The sequence below is a fragment of the Arthrobacter sp. YAF16 genome, from assembly GCF_052113385.1.
Lineage (GTDB): Bacteria > Actinomycetota > Actinomycetes > Actinomycetales > Micrococcaceae > Arthrobacter.
This window is the reverse complement of record NZ_JBFRDC010000011.1, coordinates 47116-60155: the sequence shown is the minus strand read 5'-3', so window position 1 is coordinate 60155 and position 13040 is coordinate 47116. Positions and strand designations below refer to the sequence as shown.

Annotated in this window: 16 protein-coding genes; 3 read left to right on the top strand and 13 right to left on the bottom strand. The window is 67.9% G+C overall.

The features are described 5' to 3' along the window. Positions 1–3 precede the first annotated feature (3 nt). Positions 4–447: a (deoxy)nucleoside triphosphate pyrophosphohydrolase gene (locus AB4Y91_RS16080; RefSeq protein ID WP_441419419.1), complete on the bottom strand. Its 444-nt coding sequence runs from the start codon at positions 445–447 to the stop codon at positions 4–6. A gap of 186 nt (positions 448–633) precedes the next feature. Between AB4Y91_RS16080 and AB4Y91_RS16075 the strand changes: the two genes are divergently transcribed. After that, the gene (locus AB4Y91_RS16075; protein ID WP_441419418.1) at positions 634–1842 is read left to right on the top strand and encodes an MFS transporter; all 1209 of its coding nucleotides are present in this window, start codon (positions 634–636) and stop codon (positions 1840–1842) included. Positions 1843–1898: 56 nt separating this feature from the next. Here the strand turns inward: AB4Y91_RS16075 and AB4Y91_RS16070 are convergent, their stop codons facing one another. Next, positions 1899–2819: a cation diffusion facilitator family transporter gene (locus tag AB4Y91_RS16070; RefSeq protein ID WP_441419417.1), complete on the bottom strand. Its 921-nt coding sequence runs from the start codon at positions 2817–2819 to the stop codon at positions 1899–1901. A gap of 230 nt (positions 2820–3049) precedes the next feature. Between AB4Y91_RS16070 and AB4Y91_RS16065 the strand changes: the two genes are divergently transcribed. After that, positions 3050–3316 carry a GlsB/YeaQ/YmgE family stress response membrane protein gene (locus AB4Y91_RS16065; protein WP_441419416.1) on the top strand — a complete coding sequence of 89 codons (267 nt, stop codon included), beginning with the start codon at positions 3050–3052 and terminating at the stop codon, positions 3314–3316. 111 nt (positions 3317–3427) lie between these two features. On the opposite strand, the gene AB4Y91_RS16060 is transcribed toward AB4Y91_RS16065, so the two are convergent. The 4 genes from AB4Y91_RS16060 to infC form a co-directional block, all read right to left on the bottom strand. Continuing rightward, positions 3428–4327 carry a TrmH family RNA methyltransferase gene (locus tag AB4Y91_RS16060; RefSeq protein ID WP_441419415.1) on the bottom strand — a complete coding sequence of 300 codons (900 nt, stop codon included), beginning with the start codon at positions 4325–4327 and terminating at the stop codon, positions 3428–3430. A gap of 65 nt (positions 4328–4392) precedes the next feature. Beyond that, positions 4393–4863 carry a 50S ribosomal protein L20 gene (rplT, locus tag AB4Y91_RS16055; protein ID WP_175323251.1) on the bottom strand — a complete coding sequence of 157 codons (471 nt, stop codon included), beginning with the start codon at positions 4861–4863 and terminating at the stop codon, positions 4393–4395. A gap of 119 nt (positions 4864–4982) precedes the next feature. Then, positions 4983–5177, bottom strand: a complete 195-nt coding sequence (rpmI, locus tag AB4Y91_RS16050) for a 50S ribosomal protein L35 (protein ID WP_009358635.1) — start codon at positions 5175–5177, stop codon at positions 4983–4985. Positions 5178–5292: 115 nt separating this feature from the next. Continuing rightward, positions 5293–6327 carry a translation initiation factor IF-3 gene (gene infC, locus AB4Y91_RS16045; protein ID WP_441419414.1) on the bottom strand — a complete coding sequence of 345 codons (1035 nt, stop codon included), beginning with the start codon at positions 6325–6327 and terminating at the stop codon, positions 5293–5295. Between the two features lie 394 nt (positions 6328–6721). On the opposite strand from infC, the gene AB4Y91_RS16040 reads away from it, so the two are divergent. Beyond that, positions 6722–7090: a DUF1844 domain-containing protein gene (locus tag AB4Y91_RS16040; protein WP_441419413.1), complete on the top strand. Its 369-nt coding sequence runs from the start codon at positions 6722–6724 to the stop codon at positions 7088–7090. Between the two features lie 63 nt (positions 7091–7153). Here AB4Y91_RS16040 and AB4Y91_RS16035 read toward each other — a convergent pair whose 3' ends face one another. The 7 genes from AB4Y91_RS16035 to AB4Y91_RS16005 form a co-directional block, all read right to left on the bottom strand. Beyond that, positions 7154–8473 (bottom strand): MFS transporter, encoded by a 1320-nt coding sequence (locus tag AB4Y91_RS16035; protein WP_441419412.1) that lies wholly within the window; start codon positions 8471–8473, stop codon positions 7154–7156. 63 nt (positions 8474–8536) lie between these two features. Next, on the bottom strand, positions 8537–9442 hold the full coding sequence (locus tag AB4Y91_RS16030) for an SseB family protein (protein WP_441419411.1): 906 nt from the start codon (positions 9440–9442) through the stop codon (positions 8537–8539). A gap of 13 nt (positions 9443–9455) precedes the next feature. After that, positions 9456–10202: a bifunctional 1-(5-phosphoribosyl)-5-((5-phosphoribosylamino)methylideneamino)imidazole-4-carboxamide isomerase/phosphoribosylanthranilate isomerase PriA gene (gene priA / locus AB4Y91_RS16025; protein ID WP_441419410.1), complete on the bottom strand. Its 747-nt coding sequence runs from the start codon at positions 10200–10202 to the stop codon at positions 9456–9458. A gap of 96 nt (positions 10203–10298) precedes the next feature. Next, positions 10299–10457 (bottom strand): hypothetical protein, encoded by a 159-nt coding sequence (locus AB4Y91_RS16020; RefSeq protein WP_441419409.1) that lies wholly within the window; start codon positions 10455–10457, stop codon positions 10299–10301. After that, entirely contained in the window at positions 10458–11216 is a 759-nt protein-coding gene (hisH, locus tag AB4Y91_RS16015; RefSeq protein ID WP_441419408.1) for an imidazole glycerol phosphate synthase subunit HisH, read from the bottom strand. Continuing rightward, positions 11213–11833: an imidazoleglycerol-phosphate dehydratase HisB gene (gene hisB, locus AB4Y91_RS16010; RefSeq protein ID WP_175323243.1), complete on the bottom strand. Its 621-nt coding sequence runs from the start codon at positions 11831–11833 to the stop codon at positions 11213–11215. The genes hisH and hisB overlap by 4 nt, the downstream gene beginning before the upstream one ends. 67 nt (positions 11834–11900) lie before the next feature. Continuing rightward, positions 11901–13019 carry a histidinol-phosphate transaminase gene (locus AB4Y91_RS16005; RefSeq protein ID WP_441419407.1) on the bottom strand — a complete coding sequence of 373 codons (1119 nt, stop codon included), beginning with the start codon at positions 13017–13019 and terminating at the stop codon, positions 11901–11903. Positions 13020–13040: the final 21 nt, after the last annotated feature.

Genomic DNA, 13040 nt, shown 5'->3' with positions numbered 1-13040 from the left:
CGCCTAGTTTGGCGAGGGTTCCGCCGCGACCGCCGCCAGGAGTGCTTCCACGATCGGCAGGTCGGCCGGGATCCAGGGCAGCTCCAGGACTTCCTGCGGGTCCGTCAGCGCCACCCAGCGGAGTTCGTCATGGTCCTGAAGTGGCTGCGGCGTGCCGGCCGCCAGCTCGGCGAACCAGACTCGCATCGCGGCCCGGTCGTTGAGCGGCCAGCCGGCCGGTGCCTCAGCGGGCAGCTCCGGCCCCAGCCGGACTTCCACCCCGAGTTCCTCCAGCAGTTCACGGTGCAGTGCACGCTCCGGAGCCTCACCCGGGTCCACCTTGCCGCCGGGGAACTCCCACATGCCGGCAAACTGGGGTGGTGCGGTCCGCCTCGCCACCAGGAGGGTCCGGGGGTCGGCCAGGGAATCCACTACTGCGCCGCCGACGACGTTGATGAGTTCAGTCACGTCCACCAGTCTAGGGGCGCCGCGGCCGTGGTTGCCGGGGGACAATGATGGGAGACCTGGCGTACGCCGTTGGAATATTGGAATACCGGAGCCTGCGCCCCGCATTCCCTGCTCAGAGACTCCACGCCGAACCACTGCGCCGCATTCTCCTGGCTCCAGCCGGGATCATTCCCGAAAAGTAGATGAATGACAACCACCAAAGACGCCCCCGCGACGCCGAAAACCGGCAGCCGCCACCTTGCCCTCGCCATCATTTCCCTTGCGATGGGCGGATTCGGCATCGGCACCACAGAGTTCACCATGATGGGCCTGCTCAAGGAGGTGGAACAGGGCCTGGGCATCGGCACCCCGGAGGCCGGGCACCTGATCTCCGCCTATGCCCTGGGCGTGGTGGTCGGCGCACCGGTGCTGGCCGCCGTCGGAGCCAAACTGCCGCGCAAGTACCTCGCGCTGGGGCTCATGCTGTTCTTCAGCCTCGCGAACCTCAGTTCCTTCATCGCCCCGGACTACGGCACCATGCTGGTGTCCCGCTTCGCCGCAGGTCTGCCGCACGGCGCCTTCTTCGGGGTTGCCGCGGTCATTGCCTCGTCCCTGGTCGCCCCGACCAAACGGGGCTGGGCCATCTCGATGGTGATGGCGGGCCTGACCGTTTCCAACGTCATCGGTGTGCCGTTCGGGACCTGGCTGGGCCAGAACTTTGGCTGGCGGCTGCTCTTCCTGCTGGTCGGCCTGATCGGCATCGCCACCATGGCCATGCTGTGGAAGTTCGTGCCGTTCCAGAAACCCCACGCCGACGCGAGCATCCGCCGTGAACTCGGCGCGCTGAAGCGGCTGCAGGTCTGGCTCGCAGTCCTGATCGGCGTGGTCGGCTTCGGCGGTTTCTTCGCCACGTACACCTACATCGCGCACACCATGACCTCAGTGGCGGGCATTCCCTCGGAGTGGCTGCCGCTCGTCGTCGCCCTTTACGGCGTGGGCATGGTGGTGGGAAACATCGTCGGCGGACGGATTGCGGACAAGTCCGTCATGGGCACCATCTACTGGGTCCTGCCCGGCGTTGCCGTGGCACTCGTGGTCTACGCGGTGGCCGTGCACTGGCCCTGGTCCGCCTACGTGATGGTCTTCGTCGTGGGGGCCGCCGGTTCCATGCTCGTCCCGGCGCTGCAGACGCGGCTCCTCGATGCCTCCCCCGGCGCGCCGTCGCTGGCGTCCTCGCTGAACCATGCGGCCCTCAACGTGGCCAACGCCCTGGGCGCTTTCCTCGGCGGCCTCGTCATCGCTTGGGGCTGGGGCTACGTGGCGCCGGCCCTCGTGGGGGCGGTGCTGGCCATCCTGGGCCTCGGCGTCGCCGCCCTCAGCGGTGCGGTCGAACGCAGGAAGCCGCTGGTCCGGTAGCCGACTGAAGCGGTACCGGCCCAGCGGCCTCGGGTTGAACGGGTGGAACGCGCGAACTAGCTGGCGCTGACGCGCTGCACGTCCGGTTCCAGGTAAATCACCCGTGCGGTGGGCACGGCTTCGCGGATCCGGACCTCGGTGGCGTCGATGGCCGCCGCGATGTCCCGGCCCGAGTCGGCCGCGCCGACGCCGATCTTGGCCGCCACCAGCAGTTCCTCGGGGCCGAGGTGCATGGTCTTGATGTGGATGATGCTGGTGCCGTCGGACTCGATGGCGCCGCGGATCTTTGCGACGTCGGCCTTGGTCGCCGACTCGCCCAGCAGCAGGGACTTGGTTTCCACCGCCAGCACCCCGGCGATCGCCACCAGCAGCAGGCCGATCATCCCGGTGCCGAGGGCGTCCCAGATGCCGTTGCCGGTCACCAGCGTCATGCTCACGCCGAAGAGGGCGAAGGCCAGGCCCAGCAGGGCGCCGAAGTCCTCCAGCAGGATCACGGGCAGCTCGGGCTGTTTGGCGTTGCGGATGAAGTGGACCCAGCTCTGGTTGCCGCGCAGCGGGTTGGACTCCCGGATCGCGGTCCGGAACGAAAAGGACTCGGCGACGATGGCGCCGATCAGCACGGCCAGAGGGACCCACCAGAAGTCGCCTTCAATGCCGTGCGGGTGCTGGATCTTGCCCCAGGCCTCGTAGAGCGCAAACAGGCCGCCGACGGAAAAGAGCACGATCGAGACGATGAACGCGTAGATGTACCGTTCCCGGCCGTACCCGAACGGGTGTTCAGGGCTCGCTTCCTTCTTGGCGCGCTTTCCGCCGACCAGCAGGAGCAGCTGGTTCCCTGAATCGGCGAGCGAGTGGATGGCCTCCGCGAGCATCGACGAGGACAGCGTCAGGATGAATGCGACGAACTTGAGGACGGCGATCGTCAGGTTGGCGGCCAACGCCGCGACAATCGCCTTGGTACCGCCGTTTGCAGCCAAGAGAGCTTCTCCTTTGGAGGTTTTTCAGGGGAACGTGCGGAAAGCGCTTGGGGCCCGTGTCCGCAAGGAACACCGTACCCGTTTAGGCCCCGCCACCGCACCGCGGCGGGGCCGGTTTGCGGTACGTAACGATTGAGTGTGATGTTGCTGACACGCGATCACGCCTGTGTTAGCTTGAAGCCATAATCGGGATTCCTAAGGTGAATGCCGACGAATATGTAGGAGGAGACATGGGCTTTCTAGGCTGGATCATTCTCGGACTCATTGTAGGTGCAATCGTTAAGGCAATCATGCCTGGCAGGGTCGGCGGCGGCTGGGTCACCAGCCTCGTGCTCGGCGTCGTCGGGGCCGTTGTCGGCGGCTGGATCGGCGACCTGCTGTTCGGCGGCGGCAAGATGGAATTCTGGAACCTGGGTTCCTGGATCCTGGCCATAGTCGGCGGCCTCGTCGTAGCAGGCATCTACGGCGCCATCACCGGGCGAAACCGGACCACGTAAATCTCTCACGCCACCGCCCGGCAGCAATGCCGCAGCGGTGAAGGCACGACGGCGGGGGCTCACCAATTGGTGGGCCCCCGCCGTCGTTGGTTCTTCTAAAGGTGTTGCCGGCTAAGCCGTGCGCTGCTGCGACCGGGCGCTGGCGTAAAGGCAGACCGTTGCCGCGGTGCCCAAGTTGAGGCTTTCCGCCGCTCCGTAGACCGGCACGGCGACACGGTGGTCTGCGAGGGCGAGTTCCTCTTCGGAGAGCCCCTGGGCCTCGTTGCCGAACAGCCAGGCGGTTGGCTGTTCCAGGGCGTACTCTGATTCGGCCGCGGACGCGCCGAGCCGCCGGGCCGCGTTCTCGTCCTGGAGCCGGTCCAGATTCAGCTGGCCCTGGCCGTCCGCCGCGAGGACACCGATGCCGCGTTCCTTGCAGCGTGCCACCAGTTCCTCGACATCGGCGCCGAGCACCACGGGCAGGTGGAACAGGGATCCGGCCGTAGAGCGCACAGCTTTGGGGTTGTAGATATCAACGCTGGAGGCAGTCAGGATGACGGCATCCGCCCCGGCGGCGTCGGCGGCCCGGAGCACGGTTCCGGCGTTGCCGGGGTCGCGCACCTGGCACAGGACCGCGACCAGTTGCGGGTCCGCGTCCAGCACCTGATCGAGGCCGACGTCCAGGAAGCCGCAGACCGCGAGGATGCCCTGCGGGGTGACCGTGTCCGCCATCGCGGCCAGCACTTCGTCGGTGGCCAGGTACGCGCTGGTGCCCTCCGCGAGTGCCTCCAGGTCCGGGTGCCGGTCCAGGCAGGCCTCACTCGCGTAGACCTCGTAGACGATGCCGGGCTCCCCCGCGGCAACCCTCTTCTGGTGCAGGACCAGGGCTTCCCGGACGGCCTGCGGCCCCTCCGCCAGGAACTCGCTGCGCTTTAAACGGGCCGGGCGCCCGGCAAGCTGTGCCACCTTCCTCACTCGATCGGCTCGAGGGTTGGAAAGTGGAAAGTCTTGCGGGCGCCCGGTTTCGTTCATATAAGAACCTTAGTTGCTCTCGCGAGCAGTTCTTGAACGACGCTGTCTTTCGACGGCGGGAGGAACTACTTTGCGGCCTCGGCGTCAGCCTTCTTGGCAGCAGGCTTCTTCGCGGCAGGCTTCTTCGCAGCCTTCGGGGCCGCAGCAGCCTCGACCTGGACGGCCGGAGCGGACGTGTCGGCAGGCAGCGAGTCCTTGGCGACCTTGACCAGCGCGGCGAAGGCGTTGGCGTCGGAGACGGCCAGCTCGGCCAGCATACGGCGGTCAACCTCGACCTCAGCGGCCTTGAGGCCCTGGATCAGACGGTTGTAGGTCAGGCCGTTGGCGCGGGAAGCAGCGTTGATGCGCTGGATCCACAGGCGGCGGAAGTCGCCCTTCTTCTTCTTGCGGTCGCCGTAGCTGTACACAAACGAGTGCAGCAGCTGCTCTTTGGCCTTGCGGTACAGGCGTGAACGCTGTCCACGGTAGCCCTTTGCGCGTTCGAGGATAACCCGGCGCTTCTTGTGGGCGTTGACCGCCCTCTTCACACGTGCCACGTGCGTACTCCTTCAGAATTCTGATCCCAAGCATCTACTGCCGGAAAACCCGGCTGGCCTGAGAAGCCTTTTTGGTAGTGGACCGCTGCCAGGTGGCAATCGATCCGAGAACTTGGAACTTAGATGCCGAGCATCTTCCGGATGACCTTGGCGTCGCCCTTGAAGACGATCTTGTCGCCGGCGAGGCGGCGGGTCAGCCTGGAGGACTTGTGCTCGAGGTAGTGGCGGCGGTTGGCCTGCTGGCGGCGCAGCTTGCCGCTACCGGTCAGCTTGAAGCGCTTCTTAGCACCGCTGTGGGTCTTCATCTTCGGCATGGGAACCGATCTCCTTACGTATCCGCAGACGGGGTCTGCAGTCTTTCGTGCAGCCACCCCTGCGGGCGGCGTGCTGGTTGCTTGCTGCCGGACATTGCTGTCCGGCAGCCGTGAACTAGTTGGTCTTCTTGCTGCCCGGCTTCGGGGCGGCCTTGGGGGCCGCCGGCCGTGCCGCAGGCTTCGGAGCCGCAGGCCGGGCGACCGGCTTCGGTGCCGCAGCCGGCTTCGGCGCAGGCTTCTCGGCCGCCGGCGTTGCCGGTGCCGCAGGTGCCTTCGGTGCTGCAGCCTTGGGAGCGGCCGGCGCCTTGGTCACTGCGGGCTTCGCGGCGGCCTTCGGAGCTGCCTGCTTCGGAGCAGCCGCCTTGGGGGCCTTGGGGGCCTCCTGCTTCGGCTCTTCCTGGGCGGGGGCTTCCGTCGCCGGAGCCTCCGTCGCGGCTTCCTCAGCCTTGGGCGCCTCAGCGGCGGGGGCTTCCGTTGCCGGAGCCTCCGTCGCGGCTTCCTCAGCCTTGGGCGCCTCAGTCCGGACCTGGTAGCCCTCCGGCAGCAGGTCGGCAAGCGACTGCGTCAGGGGTGCCTCGGGGGCGGACGTGTCAACGCGGCCTCCGCCCGAAGACTTGGCTTCGTTCTCGGCCTTGGCTTCTGCGCGCTGCGTTGCACGGCGGGCCTCTGCCTTGGCTTCTGCCTTGTTCTTCAGCGGTCCGACAACCATGACCATGTTGCGGCCGTCGATGCGCGGGCTTGACTCCACGACGCCCACTTCGGCGACGTCGTCAGCGAAGCGCTGGAGCAGGCGGATACCCATCTCGGGGCGCTGCTGCTCACGGCCGCGGAACTGGATCATGGCCTTGACCTTGTCACCGGCGCCGAGGAAGCGGAGCGCGTGGCCGCGCTTCGTCTCGTAGTCGTGGGTGTCGATCTTCAGGCGGAAGCGGATTTCCTTCAGGACCGTGTTGGTCTGGTTCTTCCGGGCTTCGCGTGCCTTGACGGCGGCTTCGTACTTGTACTTGCCGAAGTCCATCAGCTTGCACACCGGAGGCTTGGCCTGCGGTGCAACTTCAACGAGATCAAGATCGGACTCGGCAGCCAAACGCAGGGCATCCTCAATACGGACGACGCCTACTTGTTCGCCTGCAGGGCCGACCAGCCGCACCTCGGGGACGCGGATACGCTCATTGATTCTTGGCTCGCTAATGTTAAAGCTCCTGTGTTCGTGAGGGGTACTCCGCCGGCAAATGAAGAAGGCCTCCAATTGCCGGAGCAATCGAAGGCCTCAAAGATCGGTACTGCCGTCCCCGCGAGGAGGAGGCATGCATACCCGCCAGGCTAAATGCCCGGAGAAAATGCCCGACCAGGTACCCGGCAACCTTGATTCCTAGGGAATACTCGCGGCTGACGCGGGTGGGAGAGAACTCCGCTTGCAAACTGAAAACCAATTCTACAGAAAGATACCGGCTCAACGCACGTGGCGCCGCCGGGTCTCTGTTCCGTTTGTGGACTTCTGCAGAAATAACGACATTCAGTTGGTCTGTGACAAGCTTACCAGCATGAGCACTCCAGACAGTAATTCACACGTTTACCAGCCGGCCGATGCCCAGGCCGATGTTTCCCAGCAGATCCGCGACATCTCCGAGGTCCCCGCGATCGAAGTCATTACCACCGCCGCCGTGCACCTGATGAGTGCCGCCGCAGTGAAGCTCGGCCTGGCCGCCGAGGAGAACGCCGAGGAGCTCAAGGACCTGGATGAGGCGCGCAAACTGATCACCGCCCTCGCCGGGCTGGTCACCGCCGCGGCCCCCGAGATCGGCTCCCAGCATGCCGGCCCGTTGCGCGACGGCCTGCGGTCCCTGCAGCTGGCCTTCCGCGAGGAATCCGCCATTCCGGACGCCCCGGGCAAGGGTCCGGGCGAGAAGTAGCGGACCACATCGGTCCGCCCGCCGCCGTCGTCGTTAACCCTCCGTTATCAGGGTTGCGGCAGGTCAGGCTGCGGCCAGCCGCCGCCGGCGGCGGTGCTGCAGCACCAGGCCCACGAGGCACAGCACGACGCCGGCCAGCCCCACCGAGACGAAGCCCGCGCCAGGGCCCACGCCGTCGATGAAAAGCCCGGCCAGCGGGGCGCCGAGTGCCACCCCGCCGGTAAGGGCGGAGCCATACCAGCCCATCGCCTCGCCTCGGCGGCCCTCCTCAACCAGTTCCGCCACCTTCTCGGACGCGGCAGAGAGCACCGGTGCGCACAGCAGGCCCGGCAGCAGCGAGAGCAGTGCGAGCGTCCAGGTGTCCTGGGCGAACGCCATTGGAAGGGTCAGTGCGGACATGCCCAGCAGCAGCAGGACCGGCGAGACGGGCCGGTGCATGGCGCCGTAGACCAGGCCGCCCAGCACCGATGCCGCGCACCAGAACAGGAACACGATGCCGATTTCGGCCTGATGGCCACCCGTCTGCAGGGCGGCGACAATGCCGACGTCGGTGCCGCTCAGCACCATGCCCGCCCCGGCTGCGACGGCGAAGACCGCCGCGACGGCGGCCGTGAACCAGGCGAAGTTGTGGATGACCTTGTGCCGCAAGCCGGGCCTGCTCTGCCGCCGCTGTTCCGCGGCGGCCAGCGGCGCCAGTTCCGCTGCAGCCTCCTGGACATGGGGTGCCGCGGCGACGAGGGCCGTCTCCGCACCCTCCTGCTGGCCCGCTTCGAAGGCCGGATCCGGTTCGACGCCGGGCGCGGCACTGCGGGTGGGCGGGTTGATCCACATCAGGAACAGGCCGGACAGGGAGGTGGCGACCCCCACCACGGTCAGGCCCAACACGGAGAATCCCGCGGTGGCGACGAGGGCCCCTGCGGCGGGGCCGATCATGAAGACCAGTTCGGTGCTGATCGCGTCCAGGGCGAAGGCTGTCCGCCGCTGCTCGCCGCTGGCCAGGATGCCCAGCGACTGGCGCACGACGCTGAAGATCGGCAGCGTCAGCAGGCCGCCCACGAAGACCAGTGGCAGCAGCAGCTGATAGCTGACGTGCGGCACGATCGACCAGATGACGGTCTCGGAGACGACCGAGGGGATCAGCGCCCTCCGCAGACCCACGGTATCCACGCGGCGGCCGCGCCACGGGGCGCCGACGGCAATGCCGATCGTCATGACAGCGGCTGCCGCCCCGGCCGCGGCATAGCCCTGGCCCAGGGTGAGGACGATGTGAAGGGTCAACAGCACGCCTGCGGCGGAGTGCGGGATGCGGGCGACCATGCCGACCAGCAGGAGGTTCCTGATGGGCCTCACGGCAAGCAGGTCCCGGTAAAGCGCGAAATTCACGAAACTGCATTCCTTTGAGTACTGCCTGCGGCAGCGCCGGGATGTCTCCGAACTGGCCGTCGGCTATTGAGCTGCGCGCTGCAACTTGATTTCGATCGAGTCAACCCGTTCAGCAAACGTTTCATTCCGGGCCCAGGCTTCGTTGAGGCCGGCCACGATGGACTGCACCGCGGCGGCGTCGAGTCCGTCTTCAAGGTACAGCACAACGCGCAGCTCCGGACCGGCGCCACCGCCGGGAAGCTGCCTGCCGCCGGCCTGCGCCGACGCAACGCCACCGCCGGGACGAATTTCCACGCGCCGGAGCGCCGGAACACCGGCCGCGGCCGCTTCGACCGCTTCCGCCACCGCCGGATCGCTGTAGCTCGGCGTCCAGGCGTGCTGCCGGGCCAGCGCCCACACGGCCGGGCGGCGCACCACGAAGGTGGCGGCGGAGCCGGGGTCCAGCACCAGCAGTTCGGCGTCCTCGGCAACGGCGGAGAGCGCGGCACGTGCCGCGTACACCGCCACGGGCCGGGCCTCGGGGTGCCACGCGGCCAGGGCTTCGGCCGAGGTGAACACCGGCAGCGCGGTCCGGCCGTCGGGCGCCTTGAGGGTCACCAGGGCCATATCCGCCTGCTTGTCCCCGTGTAGTTCCCCGCCGTACTGTTCCTTGCCTTCCTGGCCGATCACAGCCTCGCCTTCTTCAGCGAGCCGGGCGAGGATCGGCACGAAGACACGTGCGGTCGCCAGGGATGCCACTACCGATGCCTCGTCGCCCTGGCCGGCGGCCAGCGCTGCCAGCGCCGCCAGGTAGCCGGCGTCGGCGGCGCCGTCGTCGTCCTCGAAGTTGTGGATCCTGGCGTCGTCACCGCTGAGGCTGCGGCCCGCCCAGGGCTGCCCGGCCGAGTCCGTCGCGCCGCCGGCACCGGCGAGGGCGGCAGCGATATGCCCGGGCAACGGCCGCCCGGCGGGCTGGGTGCTGTGCTCCATGGCTGGGACGTGCCTAGCGGCGGCCGGCGACGTCGAGGGCCTCGGGCAGCGTGAAGTTCCCGTTGTAGAGGGCCTTGCCGACGATGGCGCCCTCGACGCCGAGCGGCACGAGGGAGCGCAGGACCTTGAGGTCTTCGAGGCTGGAGATGCCGCCGGAAGCCACGACGGGTTTGCCGGTCTTCTCCACCATTTGGCGCAGCAGCTCCACGTTGGGTCCCTGCAAGGTGCCGTCCTTGGTGACGTCGGTGACGACGTAGCGGGCGCAGCCGGCCTCTTCGAGGCGGCCGAGGACCTCCCAGAGGTCGCCGCCTTCCTTGGTCCAGCCGCGGCCGGCGAGGGTGGTGCCGCGGACGTCGAGGCCGACGGCGATCTTGTCGCCGAAGCGCTCGATCACCCGCTGCGTCCACTCGGGATTCTCCAGCGCCGCGGTGCCCAGGTTTACCCGGGCGACGCCGAGCTCCAGGGCCTTTTCCAGGGACTCGTCGTCGCGCAGGCCGCCGGAGAGCTCGACCTTGATGTCCAGCCGGCCCACGACTTCGCGCAGCAGTTCGGCGTTGGAGCCTCGGCCGAAGGCGGCGTCGAGGTCAACGAGGTGGACCCATTCGGCGCCCTGTTCCTGCCAGTTGAGCGCGGCTTCCAGCGGCGTGCCGTAGCTGGTTTCGCTGCCGGCTTCGCCCTGGACCAGGCGCACGGCCTGGCCGTTGACGACGTCGACGGCGGGGAGCAGCTCGAGTACCGGCAGCGGGGTTTCGGTGGTCATCGTAGGGTCCTCACGGTGTTGGGGCGGCAGGTCGGGATAGGGAGCGTGCTTGCGGGCCGGTCAGTTTTCCGGCTGGGGCCAGTTTCCCGGCAGGGGTCAGTTTCCCGGCAAGGTCAAGAGCCAGGCGGCCAGCAGCGACATCCCGGCCAGGAAGTAGAAGACGATCTGGACCCACAGCGGGCTTTTCTGCTGGCGGAAGGACAAGGCGCCGCCGACGAGCAGGCCGGCGAGGCCCATCAGGACTAGGGACCACATCTAGGCGGTCTGTTCCGGGGTGCCGGCCTGGCCGGTGCGGGCTTTGGCGCCGCCACGCAGGCTGTCGACCCAGTTGCGCAGCAGGCGCGCACCGGCGTCGCCAGACTTCTCCGGGTGGAACTGGGTGGCGCACAACGGGCCGTTTTCCACCGCCGCGATGAACGGGGCGCCGTGCTCGGACCAGGTAACGAGCGGGGCCGCCATGCGCGGCTGGATCACGTCGAAGTCCCAGTGCTGGACGCCGTAGGAGTGCACGAAGTAGAAGCGCTCGTTCTCGACGCCGGCGAAGAGCCGGGAGCCCTCCGGCACGGTGACCGTGTTCCAGCCCATGTGCGGCACGACCTCGGCCGGGAGGAGCTCGACCTTGCCGGGCCACTCCCCCATGCCTTCGGCGACGGTGCCGTGTTCCACGCCGGCTTCGAACAGGACCTGCAGCCCGACGCAGATCGCGAGCACGGGGCGGCCGCCGGCGACGCGGCGGCCGATCATGCGTACGGCGTCAACGGCCTTGAGCTCGTTCATGACGGTTTCGAAGGCACCGACGCCGGGGACAACGAGCCCGTCGGCGTTGAGCACGTCTTCGGGCTTGGAGCTGAGGATGACCTCGGCGCCGGCGCGTTCCAGGGCGCGGACGGCCGAGCGGACGTTGCCGGAACCGTAGTCGAGCACGGTGACGGTGGGCTTGCCCTCCGGCGAAGCCGGCTTCCTCGCGGCGTCGGGGTCGATGATGGCGCCGTCCCGGAGCACCTTGCCGGTCACAGTGCGCCCTTGGTGGAGGGAATGCCCTCGACGCGGGGATCCGGCTCCACGGCGGCCCGGAGCGCACGGGCGAAGGCTTTGAACTGGGCCTCGACGATGTGGTGCGGGTCCCGGCCGGCAGTGACATTCATGTGCAGGCAGATCCCGGCGTGCAGGGTGATGGCTTCGAAGACGTGCCGGGTCAGGGACCCGGTGAAGTGTCCGCCGATCAGGTGGTATTCCTGGCCGGCCGGTTCGCCGGCGTGTACCAGGTAGGGCCGGCCGGAGACGTCGACGACGGCCTGCGCGAGCGCCTCATCCAGCGGGACCGTGGCCTCGCCGAAGCGGCGGATGCCGGCCTTATTGCCCAGCGCCGTGCGGAGGACCTCGCCGAAGGTGATGGCGACGTCTTCCACGGTGTGGTGGACGTCGATGTGGGTGTCGCCCGTGGCCTTGACCGTCATGTCGATCAGCGAGTGCTTGCTCAGCGCGGTCAGCATGTGGTCGTAGAACGGTACCGAGGTGCTGATGTCCGAGACGCCGGTGCCGTCAAGGTTGATCTCGACCAGGACGGAGGATTCGCTGGTGGTCCGCTCCATGCGTGCGGTCCGGGCAGCGGCTGATCCGGTGTTGCTCATGTGGGTGTCCTTTGGATGTGGCGGGCGCCCGGCGAACGGGGCGGTGTGCGTGGGTCCTGGCTTAAGTCTAGGCGGACTGCACTTCGTGGCCGGTCAGGATCCGTTCCAGGGCTTCCAGAAACGCTGTGGTTTCCGTCTCAGTTCCGGCGGTCACGCGGAGGTGGCCGGGAATGCCGACGTCGCGGATGAGGACGCCGGCGTCGAGCAGACCCTGCCAGGTCTCGTGCGGGTTCTCGAGGCCGCCGAAGAAAACGTAGTTCGAATCCGAAGCGGCCGGCTTGAGGCCCATCCGGGTCAACTCCGTCACGATCCGGTCCCGCTGGCGCTTGATGTCCTCGACGTCGGCCATCAGCGCGACGCGGTGGTGCAGGGCGGCCAGCGCCGTCGCCTGGGTGATGGCGGAGAGGTGATACGGCAGCCGGACCAGCCGCAGGGCATCCGTCACCTCCGGCGCCGCCGCCATGTAGCCGAGCCGGGCGCCGGCCAGGGCGAAGGCCTTGCTCATGGTGCGTGAGACGATCAGCCGCTCCCGGCCGGGCAGCAACGCCAGGGCGCTGGGCGTCCCGTCGTGGGCGAACTCGTGGTAGGCCTCGTCGACGATGACGATGGTCTGGCTTGCTTCTCCGGCCTCGTAGACCGCCTCGACCACGTCAAGCCCCAGGCCTGTGCCGGTGGGGTTGTTCGGCGAACAGAGGAAGACGACATTGGGCTTCAGCTCCCGGACCTGGCGGGCCGCCGAGTCGGCGCTCAGCCCGTAGTCCTCGGCGCGTACACCGACGATGTATTCGGTGTCTGTGCCAGCGGCGAGCAGCGGGTACATCGAGTAAGTGGGAGGGAAGCCGAGCGCGGTGCGTCCCGGGCCACCGAAGGCCTGGAGGATTTGCTGCAGTACTTCGTTCGAGCCATTTGCTGCCCAGATGTTGGTGGCATCCAGTCCGTGGCCGAGATACTCGGCGAGGGCTTCCCGCAGTTCGGTGAACTCGCGGTCCGGGTACCGGTTCAGTCCCGCAGCGGCCTCCGTCACGGCTTCGGCTATGGCGGCGCGGACGTCCGCCGGGACTCCGTGGGTGTTTTCGTTGACGTTCAGCAGGATGGGGACATCCAGTTGGGGCGCACCGTAGGGGCGCAGTCCCCGCAGATTGGTCCGGAGGGGCAGTCGGTTGAGGCGCTCTAGCTGGTCAGTCACTTGCCCAGTTTAAGTGAGACC

What these genes read in the sequence shown, in the direction of transcription:
- AB4Y91_RS16065 (WP_441419416.1), top strand. Translation starts at nt 3,050, where the DNA reads ATGGGCTTTCTAGGCTGGATCATTCTCGGACTCATTGTAGGTGCAATC.
- AB4Y91_RS16030 (WP_441419411.1), bottom strand. Translation starts at nt 9,442, where the DNA reads ATGGAGCACAGCACCCAGCCCGCCGGGCGGCCGTTGCCCGGGCATATC.
- AB4Y91_RS16075 (WP_441419418.1), top strand. Translation starts at nt 634, where the DNA reads ATGACAACCACCAAAGACGCCCCCGCGACGCCGAAAACCGGCAGCCGC.
- AB4Y91_RS16020 (WP_441419409.1), bottom strand. Translation starts at nt 10,457, where the DNA reads ATGTGGTCCCTAGTCCTGATGGGCCTCGCCGGCCTGCTCGTCGGCGGC.
- AB4Y91_RS16060 (WP_441419415.1), bottom strand. Translation starts at nt 4,327, where the DNA reads ATGAACGAAACCGGGCGCCCGCAAGACTTTCCACTTTCCAACCCTCGA.
- rpmI (WP_009358635.1), bottom strand. Translation starts at nt 5,177, where the DNA reads ATGCCGAAGATGAAGACCCACAGCGGTGCTAAGAAGCGCTTCAAGCTG.
- priA (WP_441419410.1), bottom strand. Translation starts at nt 10,202, where the DNA reads ATGACCACCGAAACCCCGCTGCCGGTACTCGAGCTGCTCCCCGCCGTC.
- hisB (WP_175323243.1), bottom strand. Translation starts at nt 11,833, where the DNA reads ATGAGCAACACCGGATCAGCCGCTGCCCGGACCGCACGCATGGAGCGG.
- AB4Y91_RS16040 (WP_441419413.1), top strand. Translation starts at nt 6,722, where the DNA reads ATGAGCACTCCAGACAGTAATTCACACGTTTACCAGCCGGCCGATGCC.